The 17,793-nt window shown below is 68.8% G+C and carries 20 protein-coding genes; 15 read left to right on the forward strand and 5 right to left on the reverse strand.

What is annotated here, in order from left to right; genetic code table 11:
- Positions 1-7: 7 nt before the first annotated feature.
- Complete coding sequence (locus JNB_RS15285; RefSeq protein WP_009777411.1) at positions 8-2,011, forward strand: ATPase AAA; 2,004 nt, start codon at positions 8-10, stop codon at positions 2,009-2,011.
- Between the two features lie 127 nt (positions 2,012-2,138).
- Here the strand turns inward: JNB_RS15285 and JNB_RS21985 are convergent, their stop codons facing one another.
- Positions 2,139-2,399, reverse strand: coding sequence for a hypothetical protein (locus JNB_RS21985; RefSeq protein WP_237700669.1), 261 nt, complete (start codon positions 2,397-2,399; stop codon positions 2,139-2,141).
- A 46-nt stretch (positions 2,400-2,445) separates the two neighbouring features.
- On the opposite strand from JNB_RS21985, the gene JNB_RS21990 reads away from it, so the two are divergent.
- Positions 2,446-3,006, forward strand: a complete 561-nt coding sequence (locus JNB_RS21990) for a DUF222 domain-containing protein (protein WP_237700670.1) — start codon at positions 2,446-2,448, stop codon at positions 3,004-3,006.
- Between the two features lie 13 nt (positions 3,007-3,019).
- Here JNB_RS21990 and JNB_RS21995 read toward each other — a convergent pair whose 3' ends face one another.
- Positions 3,020-3,265, reverse strand: a complete 246-nt coding sequence (locus tag JNB_RS21995) for a hypothetical protein (RefSeq protein ID WP_237700671.1) — start codon at positions 3,263-3,265, stop codon at positions 3,020-3,022.
- Between the two features lie 60 nt (positions 3,266-3,325).
- Here JNB_RS21995 and JNB_RS22000 point away from each other — a divergent pair, with 60 nt between their 5' ends.
- The 10 genes from JNB_RS22000 (at position 3,326) to JNB_RS15345 (ending at position 10,612) form a co-directional block, all read left to right on the forward strand.
- Positions 3,326-3,841, forward strand: a complete 516-nt coding sequence (locus JNB_RS22000) for an HNH endonuclease signature motif containing protein (protein ID WP_237700672.1) — start codon at positions 3,326-3,328, stop codon at positions 3,839-3,841.
- A 100-nt stretch (positions 3,842-3,941) separates the two neighbouring features.
- Positions 3,942-4,292 (forward strand): YciI family protein, encoded by a 351-nt coding sequence (locus JNB_RS15305; RefSeq protein WP_009777415.1) that lies wholly within the window; start codon positions 3,942-3,944, stop codon positions 4,290-4,292.
- A gap of 15 nt (positions 4,293-4,307) precedes the next feature.
- Positions 4,308-4,673: a YciI family protein gene (locus tag JNB_RS15310; RefSeq protein ID WP_009777416.1), complete on the forward strand. Its 366-nt coding sequence runs from the start codon at positions 4,308-4,310 to the stop codon at positions 4,671-4,673.
- Positions 4,670-5,032, forward strand: a complete 363-nt coding sequence (locus tag JNB_RS15315; RefSeq protein WP_009777417.1) for a YciI family protein — start codon at positions 4,670-4,672, stop codon at positions 5,030-5,032. The genes JNB_RS15310 and JNB_RS15315 overlap by 4 nt, the downstream gene beginning before the upstream one ends.
- On the forward strand, positions 5,029-6,285 hold the full coding sequence (locus tag JNB_RS15320; RefSeq protein ID WP_009777418.1) for an RNA polymerase sigma factor: 1,257 nt from the start codon (positions 5,029-5,031) through the stop codon (positions 6,283-6,285). Before JNB_RS15315 ends, JNB_RS15320 begins: the two co-directional genes overlap by 4 nt.
- 128 nt (positions 6,286-6,413) lie before the next feature.
- On the forward strand, positions 6,414-6,608 hold the full coding sequence (locus JNB_RS21580) for an alpha/beta fold hydrolase (RefSeq protein ID WP_009777419.1): 195 nt from the start codon (positions 6,414-6,416) through the stop codon (positions 6,606-6,608).
- 92 nt (positions 6,609-6,700) lie between these two features.
- Positions 6,701-7,732, forward strand: coding sequence for a class II fructose-bisphosphate aldolase (gene fbaA / locus JNB_RS15330; protein ID WP_009777420.1), 1,032 nt, complete (start codon positions 6,701-6,703; stop codon positions 7,730-7,732).
- Between the two features lie 9 nt (positions 7,733-7,741).
- Positions 7,742-8,146 (forward strand): DUF3151 domain-containing protein, encoded by a 405-nt coding sequence (locus JNB_RS15335; RefSeq protein WP_009777421.1) that lies wholly within the window; start codon positions 7,742-7,744, stop codon positions 8,144-8,146.
- A 245-nt stretch (positions 8,147-8,391) separates the two neighbouring features.
- Positions 8,392-9,177, forward strand: coding sequence for a transcriptional regulator (locus tag JNB_RS15340; protein WP_009777422.1), 786 nt, complete (start codon positions 8,392-8,394; stop codon positions 9,175-9,177).
- Positions 9,178-9,310: 133 nt separating this feature from the next.
- Positions 9,311-10,612: an adenylosuccinate synthase gene (locus JNB_RS15345; protein WP_009777423.1), complete on the forward strand. Its 1,302-nt coding sequence runs from the start codon at positions 9,311-9,313 to the stop codon at positions 10,610-10,612.
- 78 nt (positions 10,613-10,690) lie between these two features.
- Here the strand turns inward: JNB_RS15345 and JNB_RS15350 are convergent, their stop codons facing one another.
- Positions 10,691-12,910, reverse strand: coding sequence for an AAA family ATPase (locus tag JNB_RS15350; RefSeq protein ID WP_009777424.1), 2,220 nt, complete (start codon positions 12,908-12,910; stop codon positions 10,691-10,693).
- A gap of 118 nt (positions 12,911-13,028) precedes the next feature.
- A complete protein-coding gene (locus JNB_RS15355) occupies positions 13,029-14,021 on the reverse strand; it encodes a helix-turn-helix transcriptional regulator (protein WP_009777425.1) in 993 nt (330 codons plus the stop codon).
- A 308-nt stretch (positions 14,022-14,329) separates the two neighbouring features.
- Here JNB_RS15355 and purD point away from each other — a divergent pair, with 308 nt between their 5' ends.
- The gene (gene purD, locus JNB_RS15360) at positions 14,330-15,610 is read left to right on the forward strand and encodes a phosphoribosylamine--glycine ligase (protein WP_009777426.1); all 1,281 of its coding nucleotides are present in this window, start codon (positions 14,330-14,332) and stop codon (positions 15,608-15,610) included.
- 208 nt (positions 15,611-15,818) lie between these two features.
- The gene (locus tag JNB_RS15365; RefSeq protein WP_148232458.1) at positions 15,819-16,286 is read left to right on the forward strand and encodes a hypothetical protein; all 468 of its coding nucleotides are present in this window, start codon (positions 15,819-15,821) and stop codon (positions 16,284-16,286) included.
- Between the two features lie 84 nt (positions 16,287-16,370).
- Here JNB_RS15365 and JNB_RS15370 read toward each other — a convergent pair whose 3' ends face one another.
- Positions 16,371-17,300 carry an LLM class F420-dependent oxidoreductase gene (locus tag JNB_RS15370; RefSeq protein WP_009777429.1) on the reverse strand — a complete coding sequence of 310 codons (930 nt, stop codon included), beginning with the start codon at positions 17,298-17,300 and terminating at the stop codon, positions 16,371-16,373.
- A 45-nt stretch (positions 17,301-17,345) separates the two neighbouring features.
- Between JNB_RS15370 and JNB_RS15375 the strand changes: the two genes are divergently transcribed.
- Positions 17,346-17,789 (forward strand): VOC family protein, encoded by a 444-nt coding sequence (locus JNB_RS15375; protein WP_009777430.1) that lies wholly within the window; start codon positions 17,346-17,348, stop codon positions 17,787-17,789.
- Positions 17,790-17,793 lie beyond the last annotated feature (4 nt).

Raw genomic sequence — 17,793 nt, forward strand, 5'->3', positions numbered from 1 at the left:
CATGCCCATGAACGAGGAGCTCACGGAAGAACAGCACCACCTCGCGAACGCCCGCGCCGAGCTGGGTCGCATGCGCGAACGCACCCTCTCGCTCGACATCCAGGGCGGTGACGCCGTCTCGTCGGAGCGGCTCGCCGAGACCCTGTGGCGCCGGGCCCGATCCCTTGAGGACGACCCGACGACCGCGCTCTTCTTCGGCCGCGTCGACCTCGACACGGACGAGCGCTGGTACATCGGCCGCCGTCACGTCACCGACGACGCCGGCGATCCCTTGGTCATCGACTGGCGGGCGCCGGTGTCGACGACGTTCTATCGGGCGTCGCACACGGAGCCGATGGGCGTGCGGCTGCGGCGACGCTTCGGCTACGACCACGGCTCGATCACTGCGATGGAGGACGAGCACCTGCTCGATGTCCGTGAGCCGGAGGCGCGCTCGCAGATCCTCGCCAGTGAGATCGAGCGTCCGCGCGTCGGCCCCATGCGAGACATCGTGGCCACGATCCAGCCCGAGCAGGACGCGTTGGTTCGAGTCGACGCGACGACGACGGTCTGCATCCAGGGTGCGCCGGGCACGGGCAAGACGGCCGTGGGTCTGCACCGTGCGGCGTGGCTGCTCTACGCCTATCGTGCGCGGCTCGGTCGGAGTGGCGTCCTCGTCATCGGACCCAACGACGCCTTCCTCGACCACATCGGCGCGGTCCTGCCCACGCTCGGTGAGGTCGAGGTCCGGCACACGAGTATCGAGGCGCTCACGGCATCGGTGCCGATCCGTGCGACCGAGGCGACTGCCGTTGCCCAACTCAAGGGTGACGCGCGGATGGCGGCGGTGCTGCATCGGGCTGTGTGGTCGCATCTCGTGCCGCCGAGTGAGGCGATGGTCGTGCCGCGAGGGGCGCGGCGGTGGCGCGTGGCGGCATACGACATTGCTCCTCTGGTCGATGGGCTCGCGGGACGCGAGATCCGCTATGACGCGGCCCGGTTTCTGTTGCCGCAGAGGCTTGCTCACGCGGTGTTGGTCAAGATGGAGGCTCTGGGGGAGTACCCGGACGACCGCGTCCAGGACGCCATCGCGCGCAGCGCTCCGGTCAAGGCGTATGCCGCATCGCTCTGGCCCAAGGTCGACGCCCGTGCGCTGTTGCACAGGTTGTTGTCGGATCCGGTCGTGCTCGCCGCTGCCGCGGATGGGGTCTTGAGCGACGACGAACAGCAGCTGCTGCTGTGGGAGAAGCCCTCTCGCACAGCGGGATCCACGAAGTGGTCGTTGGCTGACACGGTGCTGCTCGACGAGTTGGCCGACCTGCTCAACCGGACGCCGAGCCTGGGCCACGTGGTGTTGGACGAGGCGCAGGATCTCTCGCCGATGCAGCTGCGGGCGGTCGGGCGTCGGTGCTCGACCGGGGCGGCGACAGTGCTGGGTGACATTGCGCAGGGGACCACCCCGTGGTCGACGGCGTCATGGGCGGAGAGTCTCGAACACCTCGGCAAACCCGACGGAATCGTGTCGGAACTGCGGCGTGGCTTCCGTGTGCCGGCATCGGTGATCGAGTTCGCGGCGCGGTTGCTGCCTCAGGCTGCGCCCGGCCTCGCGGCTCCGGAATCGGTGCGAGACAATCCTGGTCGGTTGGACCTGGTGTCCGTGGAGATGGCCGAACTCGTTGCTGGTGCGGTGATCGAGGTGGATCGGTTGCGGATGCTCGCGGGGAGCATCGGCGTCATCGTTCCCGACGCACGGGTGTCCGAGGTGTCCCGCGCGCTGGATTCGGGTGGGATCGAGCACGGCACTCTCGGTGCCACTCATGGGGACGTGGACCACCAGGTCGATGTTGTGCCAGCGACGGTGGCCAAGGGGCTCGAGTTCGACCACGTCCTCGTGGTGGAACCGGCCGAGATCGCGGCCGCGGAGCCCGACGAACGAACGGGTCTGCGGCGCCTGTATGTCGTCCTCACCCGAGCCGTCTCGGATCTCACCGTCGTCCACTCCGCGCCCCTGCCGGACGCTTTGCGCGACTGAGGCTGGGGTCGTTGTCAGTGTGCATTGCTAGCGTGGTTGACGAGGGCCTGACGTGGGTTGCCCAATTGCTGAATTGTGTTGTGGGAGTGAGGAATTCAGCCCAGGGCGTATCTCGAAATCCTTGACTCTAGAACTCACGTTCGAGTAAAATCAGGTCATGGAAAGCACCTCCGCGACCGCCGCCCTTGAGGGCCGGTATGCCGCGTTGCGTGCTTCCGCTCACCAGTTGAGTTCCGAGGAGCTCCTGGATGTCATCGAGCTCGCGCAGCGGGAGAAGGACGCGGCGTCGGCCCGGCAGGCGGTCGCGTTGGCGCACCTGTCCGCGCGTGATGTCCACCGTCAGGAGGACGGCACCAGCGTGGAGGTCCATCACGGGTTGGGGCACCAACGCCAGGACGGTCCCGAGCTGGCGGCGCCCCGGTTGGGGGGTGTCGGTGCATGTCGCGACGAACCGGATCCTCGATGCGATCCGTCAGCTGACCCGCACCCCGGTCGTGGTCGATGCCATGGCCTCAGGGGATTTGGATGAGCAGCGTGCCCGGGTCGTCACGGAGGAGACGGAGTTCCTGTCTCCGGAGTCCGCGGCTGAGGTTGTGGAGCGGGTCAAGGACGTGTGGGGACAACTGACCACGGGGCCGCTGCGCCGGCTCCTGGCGCGCACCGCGGCGCAGGTCGACCCGGACGCGGTCGCCCAGGAAGCCGAGGACGAGCGGGCCCGGCGTGGGTTGACCCGCCGAACCGGGGAGCACGGCACCGATCACTGGCGTGGTGACTTCCGCGTCGAAGACGCCCGAGGTGCGTGGGCTGCTGTCACCGAACGCGCCCGTCAGCTGGTGCGCGACAAGAAAGCCAGCAACCTGGAGATGGCTCGGTCTGACGCGATGATGGAACTCATCCTCGAACACTCCGACGTCAAGGTCATCATCCACGCCACCCGCGCCGCCGACGACGAAGCGACCCACCGACACCACCGCCGACGAGACCACCACTGCTGACGAGACCACCAGATCACGGGAGGCCCCTGCACCTTCTGGTGCGGCCGAGGACCTCGTCGAAGTGGGCGGGCTTGGGCAGGGTGGGACGACGTTCGTCCGCCGTGAATGGCTCGACCAAGCCGGCACCTCGAACCCCGACCGCGACCTGACTTGCGACAACGACACCGGTGCGCTCTTGCGCGGTGACGTCCCAGCCGCGTACGCCCGCGGTCAGGCCCGAGCCCGGCACGCTCACCGCAAAGCCGAACGCTGCGGGCAAGACCTCGAAGACTTCAGCCAGTCCTACCGGGTCCCCGATCCCATGGCCAGACTCATCAGGTTGCGCGACGGATCCTGCCGCTTCCCCGCCTGCGGTGTGCCCTCACGCCAGTGCGACCTCGACCACGTCCGACCCTGGCCCGTCGGTCCCACCACACCCTCAAACCTCATGTGCCTGTGCCGACGCCACCACCAGATCAAGCAACGCGACGGCTGGAGCGTGAAGCTCCACCCCGACGGCACCGTCACCTGGAGCGACCCCACCGGACTGCAACGCACCACCTGGCCTGTGGACCACCTCCACCTCATCACCGCTGGCACCACCACGTCGGGACGCGCCACAACCGACCCCGTCGAGATCTCGACGACCTTCGAGGAAGAACTCATCGAACTCCTCGGCGGCCCCGCCAACGCCCAACCCCGCGCCCACCCGATCACCTTCGACGTTCGCGGCAACACCTACGGCGGCCCACCGCACCCCATCGAGCTCGACCGCACCCTCGAGAACGGCGTGGGGTTCTGGGACGAGATCCTGCTCGACTTCCCACCGCCACCACCCGAAGTCATCCCGTTCTGAGCGAGCTTGGGGTCGAGTTGTCGATTCGCCTGTGGTTCGCTCGTCAGGGGAGTGAGGTCGCACTCGCGCCCTCACTCACCACAACCATCAGGAGAACTCGATGAGTCGCTTTCTCATCCTGCTGCCGGCACCCGAGGCCGAGTGGGCAGAGCTGCCACCCGAGGAGCACGAGAAGGGGATGCGTTCGCACGAGCAGTTCCACCGCGACCTCGCCGCAGGTCAGCACGAGATCGTCGCCGCCGGACCGTTGGAGCCGTCGGCGCACGCTGTCTCGATGCGCCCCGGCGAGAACGGCGGGAAGGCTCTCGTCACCGAGGGCCCGTTCACCGAATGCGTCGAGCAGATCGTCGGTTTCTACCTCGTCGACTCCGATGACGGCCCGGGCCTGCGTCGCATCTGCGAGGAGTTCGCCGGACGTGGCGAACACATCGAGTTCCGCCAGATGGTCTGAGACAAGGAGAGCGCCATGAAGGAATACGTCGTCCTCATCATCGGAGACGCCGACCGTTGGTGGATCACGATGACCGACGAGGAACGCAAGGCAGGGTATGCCGTCTACGGCCGGTTCGGTGAAGAGCTCGCCAAGCGCGGTCACCAGGTCACAGGCGGCGCGGAGCTGCACCGCCCCACAACCGCGAAGACCGTCCGCGCCGGAGGTGGCCCGGTCACCGACGGCCCGTTCGCCGAGTCTGCCGAACAGGTTGGCGGCTTCTACCAGGTCAAGACCGAGAACCTCGATGACCTCCTCGAGTGCTGCCGCCTGCTCGCCGAACTCGGTGACGTGATCGAGGTCCGCCCGGTCGTCACCGACGAGGAGCGGGCGGCGTCATGAAGCGCTACGTCTTCCTCCTCGCCTACCGCGAGAGCATCTGGGGTGAGGCGACAGTCGAGCAGCAGCAGTCGTGGATGGATGATCACGAGCGCTTCCATGCGTTCATCGCCCAGCGTGGGCGCACGATCGCGACGGCTCCGTTGGCCGGCGTCAGCGATGCGACCACCGTCCGCCACGTCGAGGGTGAACGAGTGGTCACCGACGGCCCGTTCGTCGAGACGGCGGAGACCATCGGCGGCTACTACGACGTTGAGCTCCCGAGCCTCGACGTCGCCATCGAAGGGGCGGCACTGCTGCCGTCCGACTACGCCATCGAGATCCGACCGACCATCTCGACGGGCGAGGTCGCGCCCGCGTGACCGCCCTCGAGCGCGTCGTGCGCGAGGAGTGGGGTCGTCTGGTGGCCCTCCTCCTCGCGCAGTTCCGACGCCTCGATCTCGTCGAGGATGCCCTCGCCGAAGCCGTTGCGACGGCTCAGGCCCGCTGGCCAAAAGACGGCGAACCCGACAATCCCAGTGCCTGGCTCGTCACTGCGGCCCGGCGCCGCATCCTCGACCGGCTTCGCGCCGAAGCCATGGCCGCCCGCAAGGAACCACTCCTGCTCGTCGAGGCGACCCACCGTCAACCCCAGGAGGGAGTCATGGTCGATGACGGCTCTGTCGTCAACGACGACCTCCTGCGGCTCGTCCTCATGTGTGCCCACCCCGCTCTGCCGGCAGAGGGCGCTGCCGCCCTGTCGCTCCGCCTCGTCATGGGCATCTCGACCGCCGACGTCGCGCGCCTCTTCCTCGTCCCCGAACCAACGATGGCGGCGCGCATCACCCGGGCCAAGAAGAAGATCGTCAGTGCGGGCATCCCGTTCGCCATCCCCGGGACCGAAGCGATCGGTGGGCGGCTCGACATCGTGGCGCACACGGCATACCTGGCCTTCACGGCCGGCTACGCGCCGGGGAGCGGACCCGACCTCCTGCGCGCCGAGCTCGCAGGCGAGGCGATCCGACTCGCCCGCGTCGCCCACGCCCTTCGCCCGACCGACGCGCTCGCCCACCTCATCGCCCTCATGTCGCTCCAGCACTCGCGACGCGATGCCCGGGTGAGTCCCGACGGGTCGCTCGTCCTCCTCCCCGACCAGGACCGCACCCGCTGGCACCACGACGAGATCGCCGAGGCGGTGGCACTCCTCGACGTCACGGGATCCGGGTCGTCGCCGCAGTCCGAGAGCTATCGCCTGCAGGCGCGCATCGCCGCCGAGCACGCAACGGCACCGTCGCCCGAAGCCACGCGTTGGGATCGCATCACCACCCTGTATGCCGCACTCGAGCAGGTCTCCCCGTCACCGGCCGTGCGCGTCGCCAGGGCAGTCGCTGTGGCGGAGTTCGACGGGCCGCGGGCAGGGTTGGCACTGCTCGACGACCTCGACCTCCCGGGGCACCGACTGCCCGCTGTCCGAGGCGAGCTCCTCGCCCGTGCCGGGGACGTCGAGGGTGCCAGGAGCGCGCTCGACACGGCGATTTCTCTGTGTGACAACGAGATCGAACGACGGCATCTGGAGCGCCGACGTGGTGAGGTTCGCCACGATGGGGCACCAACTCCCTCGATTCCCAAGACCTGACCCCCACACCCTTCCTGGGATCCGGCACGACGTCATCGGGAACTTGCTCGGCGGCGCCATCGCGCTGGAGCTCGCGGCCCGGGGCCGAGTCGCATCCGCCACGGCGATCTCGCCGGCCGGCTTCGACGATGATCCTCTGGGGCGATCGCGACCGCGTCCTCCTCCCGACCCAGGCCAAGGTGGCCAGGCGTCGACTTCCCGACGCCACCCATGCGTCGTTGGGCCACGCCGGGCACTGTGCCCAGCACGACGTCCCGGAGCTCGTGATCGAGCACGCGGTCGCGACCTTCGCCAAGGCCGGCCCCGCACGCATCACCGCCTGACGGCGGTCGGTGGTTGGGACTTGCCTGTTGTCGCGGAGGCCCTCGTGGAAGGATCGGTGGGAGATCCTGCTCACCGTTGACAAGGAGACCCCATGCCCATCGCCACACCTGAGATCTATGCCGACATGCTCGACCGGGCCAAGAACGGCTCGTTCGCCTACCCGGCCATCAACATCACGTCGAGCCAGACCATCACTGCGGCGATCCGCGGCTTCGCCGAGGCCGGCAGCGACGGCATCATCCAGGTCTCCACGGGTGGCGGTGAGTACGCGTCCGGCTCGACGATCAAGGACATGGTGACGGGCTCGCTCGCACTCGCGGCCTACGCCGAGGTCGTGGCCAAGAACTACCCGGTCAACATCGCGCTCCACACGGACCACTGCCCCAAGGACAAGCTCGACGGATTCGTCCGGCCCCTCCTCGCGGCCAGCACTGAGCGGGTCAAGGCCGGCGGCCTCCCGATCTTCCAGAGCCACATGTGGGACGGCTCGGCCGTGCCGCTCGAGGAGAACCTCGACCTCGCCGAGGAGCTGCTTGCCGCCTGCCACGCCGCCAACGTCATCCTCGAGATCGAGGTCGGCGTCGTCGGTGGCGAGGAGGACGGCGTCGAGGGTGCGATCGACGAGAAGCTCTACTCGACCCCCGAGGACGCCATTGCCACGGCCAAGAAGCTCGGTCTCGGCGAGAACGGTTACTACATGACCGCGCTGACGTTCGGCAACGTGCACGGCGTCTACAAGCCGGGCAACGTCAAGCTCCGCCCCGAGGTGCTCCAGGCCGCCCAGGCTGCGGTCGCCAAGGAGTTCGGCCTCGCCGAGGGTGCCAAGCCGTTCCACCTCGTCTTCCACGGCGGGTCCGGTTCGCTGCCCGAGGAGATCTCGGCCGCGGTCGACTACGGCGTCGTCAAGATGAACGTCGACACCGACACCCAGTACGCGTTCACCCGTCCGGTCGCCGACTGGATGCTCAAGAACTACGACGGCGTGCTCAAGATCGACGGTGAGGTCGGCAACAAGAAGCAGTACGACCCCCGCGCCTGGGGCAAGGAGGCCGAGGCCGGCCTGGCCAAGCGCGTCGTCGAGGCGTGCCAGAACCTCCGCTCCGCCGGCACCCACCAGAACTGACAGGACTCCATGACAGAGAACCTCCTCGGCATCCCCGAGACCCGCCTCCCGCAGGATCCCGCAGCGCGACTGCTCGACGAGGGTGTGGCGGCCGACCAGGTCGCCGCGGCCCACCCGACGTCGTCGCTCGCCTGGGCCACGCTCGCCGAGGACGCGCTCGCCGACGGTCGCACGGTCGAGGGCTACGCCTACGCGCGCACCGGCTACCACCGTGCCCTCGACTCGCTGCGCAAGAACGGCTGGCGTGGTCAGGGCCCGGTCCCGTGGGAGCACGAACCCAACCGCGGCTTCCTGCGCGCCCTCGCCGCACTCTCCAAGGCAGCCGGCGCCATCGGCGAGACCGATGAGGAACGTCGCTGCGCCGACTTCCTGCGTGACTCCTCGGCCGCTGGCGCGCGCGAGCTGGGACTGTAACCGCACGACACCAGCCAGCCGGACGGCATACCCGTCAGTGAAAAGGCACGCGAGAGGGGCTCGGACCTTGGTCCGAGCCCCTCTTCCCCTGCCAGGGAGCGCCGCGCCGAAGCGCGTACCCGTCCGCGAGTGTCCCCTGCCACCTTGGGACGAGCGTGCAGCCATCATGCACTCCGCACAGACTTTTCTGCGACACTTACATGCCAATGGCAGCAACCTGCCATCTCGCACGTGCTGGAGGCCCCATGTCAGTGAACTCCCCGGACATCACCTCGCCGGGTCGACTGCTCGAGGAGTACTTCGACCGCGAGGACGCGCGGATCGAGGAGCGACTGCGCGACCTCGGCCAGGTGCGAGGCCTGCTCGACCGGCTGCGTGAAACCGACCCTGCCCATCCGACGCCCGGCGTCGAGCCGATCAGCGACGAGATGGCGCCGACGGTCGTGCAGCGGCTCATCCACGACTCGAGCGGGATCCTGCGCAATCTGGTGATGGTCGTCGATGCCGGTCCTGCGCTGGACGACGCCACGATGCGGCACAACCAGCAGTGGGTCGCCGACGGCAACATCCAGCGGACGATCTATCCCGCGAAGGCGCTCGACACCCCGCAGGGGCTCCAGTGGCTTCGATCGTGGTCGACGGTCGGCGAGGCGCAGCGACTCCTGCCCGAGGTCGGGTCGGAGTATGCCGTGTTCGGTGACGTCGGCGCCGTGGCCCTGCGGCAGTGGGGCGACATCAGCTCCGGCTACGTGGTCATCCGAGACCCCTTGCTCATCTCGACTCTCGCGGCCCACTTCGATCTCGCGTGGGAGCACGCGCACGCCGTGCCGTTCGCGGCCAGCCTGCCCGGCGACGAGCGACTCCTCGAGCTGCTCGGCATGGGTCTCAAGGACGAGGCGATCGCGCGCTTCCTCGGTATCGGGTTGCGTACCGTGCGTCGGCGGATCGCGGCGCTCATGTCGGTCCACGGAGTCGACACCCGCTTCCAGCTCGGCGCCGCCCTCTCATCCAAGCGACCGAGGATCCGTTAGGCAGTCATCGGACGAGGCGTGACCGGCGCCACGCTAGTCTTGGCCTCATCGGGGGCCCGCCGCGTCACCACGCGCCGGGTCCCTCGCATGTCACGCACGCGCGGGCCTTCCGCGCAAGGAAGGACAGAACCAAATGCCGGCAATCGTGCTCGTCGGAGCCCAGTGGGGCGACGAAGGCAAGGGCAAGGCCACCGACCTCATGGGCGAGGACGTCGACTACGTCGTCAAGTTCAACGGGGGCAACAACGCGGGACACACGGTCGTCATCGAGGGGGAGGACGGCACGCGCGAGAAGTACGCCCTCCACCTCCTGCCCTCCGGCATCCTCACGCCGAGCGTCACGCCGATCATCGGCAACGGCGTCGTCGTCGACCTCGAGGTGCTCTTCGAGGAGCTCGACGGCCTGAACGCGCGCGGCGTCGACACGAGCAAGCTGCTCATCAGCGCCAACGCGCACGTCATCGCGCCCTACAACCGCACCCTCGACAAGGTGACCGAGCGCTTCCTCGGGGCCCGGAAGATCGGCACGACCGGCCGCGGCATCGGCCCGACCTACGCCGACAAGATGAACCGCGTCGGCATCCGGATCCAGGACATCTTCGACGAGGGCATTCTGCGCCAGAAGGTCGAGGCGGCACTGTCGCTCAAGAACCAGGTGCTCGTCAAGATCTACAACACGCGTGCTGCCGACGCCGATCGCGTCGTGGAAGAACTGCTGTCGTATGCCGACCGGTTGCGTCCCATGGTCGCTGACACTGCGCTCGTGCTCGAGCAGGCGCTCAACGCCGGCAAGAACGTCCTTCTCGAGGCAGGCCAGGCCACGCTGCTCGACGTCGACCACGGCACCTACCCGTTCGTGACGTCCTCATCGGCGACGGCGGGTGGCGCGTGCACCGGCTCCGGCATCCCGCCGACCCGGGTCTCGCGCGTCATCGCGATCCTCAAGGCCTACACGACCCGAGTCGGTGAGGGCCCGTTCCCGACCGAGCTCGACGACGACAACGGCGAGTTCCTGCGCAAGACCGGCGCTGAGTACGGCACGACCACCGGCCGTCCGCGTCGCTGCGGCTGGCTCGACGTCGTCATCGGCCGCTACGCCACCCGCATCAATGGCGTCACCGACTTCGTCATCACCAAGCTCGACGTGCTCACGGGCCTGGACACCGTCCCGATCTGTGTCGCCTACGAGGTCGATGGCGTCCGTCACGACGAGATGCCCGTCGGGCAGAGCGACTTCCACCACGCGAAGCCGATCTACGAGGAGCTCCCCGGTTGGTGGGAGGACATCTCCGAGTGCCGCACCTTCGAGTCGCTCCCGGCCAACGCGCAGGCCTATGTGCTGCGCGTCGAGGAGCTCATCGGGGCCCGCGTCTCGGCCATCGGTGTCGGCCCCGGCCGCCACGAGATCATCGAGCGCCACGCCCTCCTCGACTGACGGAACCCCGCTTGCGTCCGCGCGGATGGCTGGGTTCGCGACCATTGGCGCGGACGCAAAGGGGGGAAGTGCGGCGGGTCAGACGGTATTCGGGCGGAGGACCGTCATGCGGTGTGCGGCTCGGGTGAGCACCACGTAGAGGACGCGCACCCCGCCGGGTGACTCGTCGATGATCGCGTCGGGGTCGATGACCACGGTCGCATCCCATTCCAGGCCCTTGGTCGACAGCGGGTCGATGACCTGGACCCGCCCGTTGCCGGCGCCGTCGAGGTGTGCGAGCCGGTCGGCCCAGCGCGCCGGTGTGATGACCGCGATCGAGCCCTCGACCTCGGTGAGGAGCTCGTCGACTGCGGCCTCTGCAGACGCGATCGGCGGTGCCTCGACGACACGGTCGATCGGGTCAATTCCGGTCTCGCGCACCGCCACTGGGATGTCGGCGTCGGGGACGAGGGGCAGGATGACGTCGCGGGCGTAGTCGAAGATCTCGGTGGCGTTGCGATAGTTCGTGTCCATGTGGAAGTCGCGCAGCTGGTGCGACCCGTAGGCCTCGAGGCGAGCGGCGCGCGCTTCCTCGAGGTCTCCCCAGGAAGCCTGTGCGGCGTCGCCGACGACGGTCCACGAGGCGTTGCGTCCGCGGCGGGCCAGCATGCGCCACTGCATCGGTGAGAGGTCCTGTGCCTCGTCGACGAGGACGTGGGCGCTGCTGGACGGGCGGTCGATGCGCCCGTGGAGCAGGCGCTCGCGGGCGTCGGTCGGAGTGACGACGCTGCGGTTGTCGTCGTCTCGGACTCGACGGTCGACACCGGCCCGGACGTCGAGGACGCCGTAGGACGAGAGGTCGTCGTACTCCTCGATGTCATAGAAGCCGCGCTCCTCGGCCTCGGGCTCCTGGACCTGGCCGAGCTTGGCCGAGAGGTCGTCGATGAGCGCGATGTCGGACACGGACCACGAGCCGAGTTCGAGGGCCTCGCGCATCGAGTGGGCCAGTGCCGCGGCCTCTTCGTGGTCGAGCACGCCCCTGGCGAGGCCGTAGACGTGGTCCGTGTCGGCCAGGGTCAGCAGGACCTCGCGTGGGTCGAGCTGGCGCCACCAGGCCCGCATGAACTCGTCGATGTCGCGAGAGGAGTCGAAGGCGTCGAAGAACTCGTCGCGCTCACCCTGGCGGATCGACTTCCAGGCCGCCTGGACAAGCTCCTCGCGGGCGTGCTTCGTGGCGACGTTGTGCTGGCTCGAGCGGAGCACCTGGCGCCGAATGCGGTGCAGGACAGCCTCATCGAGCCGCACGGCGTGGCCGTTGATGAAGGCGCGCAGCTGGGTCGGGGCGCCCTCAGGCGGTCGGGTGGCGGCGCGGGACAGCAGGCGCCGGATGCGCAGCGAGCCCTTGACCGCAGCGACCTCGGGCTGGTCCAGGCGCGTCGCCGTGACACCGTCGACGAGGTCGCCGAGGGCGCGGAGCGAGACGCTGTCCTCGCCCAGTGAGGGCAGGACCCGCTCGATGTAGGCGGTGTAGGCGGACGAGGGTCCGACGACGAGGATGCCGCCCGATTCGAAGCGTCGCCGCTCGGAATAGAGCAGGTAGGCCGCGCGGTGCAGGGCGACGACCGTCTTGCCGGTGCCTGGCCCGCCGGTGATCTCGGTGACGCCACGAGAAGGCGCGCGGATCGCCTCGTCCTGGTGGCGCTGGATGGTGGCGACGATGTCGCGCATCTGCCGCCCGCGGCTGCGGGTCAGAGCAGCGATGAGGGCGCCGTCGCCGAGGACCACAAGGCCTTCGGGGGCTTCGGGGACCATGAGGTCGTCCTCGGCTCCGATGACGGTGGCGCCGCTGCAGCGCAGCACCCGGCGGCGGAGCACGCCCATCGGGTCCACCGGCGTGGCGCGATAGAAGGCGGCAGCAGCGGGCGCGCGCCAGTCGATGACGAGCGGCTCGTAGTCGTCGTCCCGCACGCCGAGCCGGCCGATGTGGCGGACGTCCCGGTCGCCCGGAGCGGTCTCCATGTCGCCGAGGTCGAGGCGCCCGAAGACGAGGCCTTCGTATTGCTTCTCGATCGCGGCACGGCGCTTCGCGGCGGCATACACAAGCGCATCGCGTTCGAAGAGTCCGGTCATCTCCTCGTCGCGGACGTTGCCGGTGCGCATCGTCTTGCCGCGCGCCATGCCGTCGGCCTCGACGTCGTTCGCGCGACGCGACGCCTTCTCGAGCTCGGCGTAGACGCGATCGACATGAGCCTGTTCGATCTCGATCTCACGGGCGACATCAGCCGAGGTGTCAGTGGCACCGGGGCGCGTGGTCGTCACGTTCGAGGCCCTCCCTGCAGTGCTGCGGATGTGCCGTGCGCCCAGCGCACGGAAACAACGAGTCTACGCGCGCGCAGGACCCTTCGTGACCGGGTCGCCATGACGCCCAGGAGCCCGCTCAGAGGAAGCCGCGGCGCACGGCGATGGTGCCGGCCTGGAAGCGCGTCGTGGCGCCGAGCTCCTCCAGGATCGTGCGGACCCGTCGCTCGACCGTGCGCTGCGAGATGCTCAGCTGACGGGCGATCGTGAGGTCGCTCGCGCCCGCGGCGAGCATGGCGATGATCTGCCCGTCGCGGTCGGTGAGGCGCCTCAGGGTCGGTCCCCGGGGGGTGCGCGGCAGAGGCGTGCTCAGGGAGTACAGGCCGATGCACATGTCCATGAGCGCGCTGGCGAGCTGGCGTTGCTGGACGTAGAGGGAGCCGCCGCCGCCTGGCTCGAGGTGGCTGATGTCGATGACGGAGGCGGTGCGGTCGACGGCGAGCACGGAGAACGCGAGGTGCGGTGTGAGTCGCACGTCGATGCCGTCGGCGCGCATGGTCTCGAGCGCGCTGAAGGCCCCTTCGACCTCGAGGATCGACTGCTCGAAGACGACCATGCGTTCCAGGCTCGGCCGCGTCGTCGTGGGACGGGCCGCGATGATCGACTCGGCGTGCCGGATGACGACCTTGTCCATGCGGTCGCTGCGGGCGACGAGGCGCACGATGCGGCTCTCGGCCCGGCTGGCCGCGCGGAAGAACGCGGCCTCGATGTCCTCGACCGTGTCCAGCAGGGAGACCTCGGGGCTCGTGCGGCCGCCGCCGCCCTCGCTGCGGGCCTCGTAGTACATGTGGGCAAGGCCGTCGATCGCCGATCGCGTGGCCCGGGCCTGGCGTTCGAGGTCGGCCGCGTAGGCCGGGAGGGTCGTGTCGGGCGGATAGACGTGGATGACGTCGCGCCGGGCCGAGTCGACCATGCCGCGTTCGTGGAGGTTGGCCAGGGCGGTGGCGACTTCCTCGCCGGTGAATCCCTCCTGGAGCAGTGCTGTCCGCCGGGGGGAGGGCAGACGCAGCAGGAGGAGGTAGATCCGAGTGGTCAACTCGTCTTCCAGCGGGCGGGAATGGGCCTCGGTCACACGCTCACACTAATGGCGGGAAAGCGACATTGTCAGGAATCCGCCGCCGTTCGGTTTGAATGAAGGGTGAACGACGTGTCATGGTTGTTCACGTCGACCTCGTCGACGTTCACGCAGAGCCTCCAGTTCCCCCCAACTGTGAGTGCCGCGTGAACGGGCGCGGCGCACCCGGGGGTACCCCCCTGCTCCCCGGGCGCGTCGCGCCCACACCTTTGTCCGGGTGTGGGCAAGACCAAGAACCAGCCGCGTATGCCGTGTTGCGGACTGCCGTCCCGGCCGCACCGTCCTCGCCCCTAGGCTTGGCGCCCATGAAGGTCCTTGTCGTCGGCTCCGGTGCTCGTGAGCACGCCATCGTTCGCAGCCTCGTGGCGGATCAGGTCGTCGACGCGGTCATCGCCGCGCCCGGCAACCCGGGTATCGACGCGCTCGCCCTGTGCGAGCCCCTGCGTGATGCGACCGACGGAGGCGCGATCCTGGCGATCGCCCAGCGGCACGCGGTGGACCTCGTGGTCATCGGCCCGGAGGCTCCCCTCGTCGCCGGTGTGGCGGATGTCCTGCGCGAGAACGGGTTTGATGTCTTCGGCCCCTCGGCCGAGGCGGCTCGCCTCGAGGGCAGCAAGTCCTTCGCCAAGGACGTCATGTCGGCCGCTGATGTGCCGACCGGTCTGGCGCACGTGTGCACCACCATCGAGCAGGTCGCGGATGCGATGGATGCGCTGGGTGCCCCTCACGTCATCAAGGAGGACGGCCTCGCGGCAGGCAAGGGCGTCGTCGTCACCGAGAACCGTGACGCGGCCCTGGCTCATGCCGAGGCCTGCCTGGCCAAGGAGGGTGGCAGCGTCGTCGTCGAGGAGTTCCTCGACGGTCCGGAGGTCTCGCTGTTCGTCCTCAGCGACGGTGTGACTGTCCTTCCGCTGTCGCCCGCCCAGGACTTCAAGCGCGTTGGCGACGACGACCAGGGCCCCAACACCGGTGGCATGGGTGCCTACAGCCCGCTGGGCTGGGCCCCCGACAGCCTCACGGCTGATCTCGTGGCTCGGGTGGCGCAGCCGACGATCGACGAGATGCGGCGCCGCGGGGCCCCGTTCGTCGGCGTGCTCTTCATCGGTCTGGCCATCACGTCGAGGGGGCCGCGTGTGATCGAGTTCAACGCGCGCTTCGGTGATCCCGAGACGCAGGTCGTCCTGGCCCGCCTCCTGACTCCTCTGGGTGGCCTGCTCAAGGCCGCAGCAACCCATCGGCTCGACGACTACGAGGTCCTGCGCTGGTCACCGGATCACGCCGTGACCGTCGTCGTCGCTTCCCACAACTACCCGGGGACGCCGCGCACGGGTGACCCCATTGCCGGGCTGGAGGAGGTCGAAGGTGTGCCGACGGCATACGTTCTCCACGCCGGCACGACCCTCGACAGTGATGGTGCGCTCGTCTCGTCTGGAGGTCGGGTGCTGTCCGTCGTCGCCACGGGGGCCGACCTCGCGGAGGCTCGGGATCGCGCCTACGCCGCTGTGGAGCTCGTTGAGCTCGACGGATCGCACCACCGCAGCGACATCGCGCTCAAGGCTTCACGAGACGAGATCTCGATCGGCTGACCGAGCCGCCAGATTCGGTGAGTTGCGTTGCGCGACAGGGGAACTGAGCGTAGCCGGGGGTTCTTGCAGCGCTCGATCCGGGCCTTGTTCGGCATGCCCGTCGTGGGGTTGGATCTCCTCGACATGCGGGCGGTGGAGTTCACTGGTAAACCTTTGACGCACAGGGGGGAAGCAATGGGGCTTTTTCCCGGACACTGAGGAGGCTCACGTGGGAACTCTGAGGAAAGCTCGGCGGGCAGCGGTCGGAATGGCGTTGGCCAGTCTGATCACCACACCTGTGGTGCTGGGCGCTGGGATGGGGTCGGCAGCAGCCGTCGACGGAGACGTCTATTCGCACTACACGGCGATGGGCGGGGGCGGGTCCACGGCCACGGCCTACGTGAACTGGTCCAGCTCGACCAAGGTGGTGTGGCAGGACATCTACGTCAACGACACCTGCCCGGGCGACGGCCACGTGGCCATCCTGAAGTTCCAGGTCCGCTACGAGGGCGACTCCGGGTGGACCACGGTGGGGACCCGCCGGGACGAGGGAACCTGCGAGTCCGCGCCCTACACGGAGTCGTCGGCGTCGTGGTCCTCGTCGCGGCGCATCAATGACGCCACGGTCGTTGCCTGCGTGGAGTCCGTGGGCTGTGCGGCTGCCGGCAGCGACTACCGGGACAACCCCTACTGGTGAGCCTCGTGGGTCTCACTGGGGCCCTCGACCTGTGACACCGAAGTGCCCCGCCCCTCAGCGTCGAGGGGCGGGGCACTTCGCTGGTCAGGGCAGCTGCGGCACGACGGTGGCCGCGAACTCCTCGATGTGGTCGAGGTCTCCGAGGTCGAGAACCTGGAGGTAGAAGCGGGTCGTTCCGACCTCGGTGAACCGGCCGATCTTGTCGACGATCTCGTCGCTCGAGCCAGCAAAACCGCTGGCGCGCAGCTCATCGACGTCGCGCGAGATCGCCTCGGCGCGACGGCGCAGAGTGGCATCGTCGTTGCCGAGGCAGACGACGTTGGCGGCAGAGAGGGTGAGCTCGTCGGGGTCGCGGTGCCGGTCCTCGCAGGCGGCGCGGACCCGGGCGTAGAGGTCGCGGGTCTCGTCGGCGGGCCGGAAGACGGAGTTGAACTCGCTGGCGTAGCGGGCCGCGAGCTCCGGAGTGCGGCGCTTGCCGGTGCCCCCGATGATGATCGGGATGCCACCGCGGTGATCGGGCGCACCGAGACCAGGTGCGTCGACGATGGGGTAGTGCGAGCCGTCGTGGTCGAAGGTCTCGCCCCGAGGTGTCGTCCACAGCCCCGTGATGACGGCCAGCTGCTCCTCGAACCGGTCGAAGCGTTCCTTCACGTCAGGAAAAGGAATCCCGTATGCCGTGTGCTCGGCTTCGAACCACCCCGCACCGAGTCCCATCTCGACTCGACCACCGGACATCTGGTCGACGCCCGCGACCTGGATGGCGAGCGGTGCCGGGAGGCGGAAGGTGGCTGCCGTGACGAGGGTGCCGAGGCGGATCCGAGAGGTGTCGCGGGCCAGGCCGGCGAGCGTGATCCAGGCATCGGTCGGGCCAGGGGCGCCGTCACCGCTCATGTGCAGGAAGTGGTCCGACCTGAAGAACCCATCGAACCCCGCGTCCTCGGTCGTGCGCGCGACAGCGAGCAGGTCGTCGTAGGTGGCGCCCTGCTGTGGCTCGGTGAAGATCCGGAAGTCCATGGCCACAACACTATGGGTGTCGGTGCTGCTCGCTAGTTTGGCCAGATGGATCGGACTCCGGGGCTGGGCATCACCTTCGACTGCCACGACGCTCAGGTGGTGGCCGCGTTCTGGCGCCACGCGCTGGGCTACGTCGAGTCGCCGCCTCCGTCGGGATGGGCGGACTGGGCGAGCTTCCTGACCGACCACGACGTGCCCGAGGAGGAGTGGGGTGACGGGGCCACGATCCGCGCGGCCTCGGGGGATGGGCCCTCCATCAGCTTCCTCAGGGTGCCCGAGGCCAAAACCATCAAGAACCGCGTCCATCTCGACGTCAAGGTGAGTGGTGGACGCGATGTCGAGCAGCCACTGCGCGAGTCCCGGATCCTCGCCACCGAGGCGGATCTCGTGGCCCACGGCGCCCGGCGGCAGGGTGAGAGCCGCGTCGACGAGCGGCTCGATCACCTCATCATGGAGGACCCCGAAGGCAACGAGTTCTGCATCGTCTGACCGG

Source organism: Janibacter sp. HTCC2649 (genome assembly GCF_000152705.1).
In the GTDB taxonomy this organism is placed as follows: Bacteria; Actinomycetota; Actinomycetes; order Actinomycetales; family Dermatophilaceae; genus Knoellia.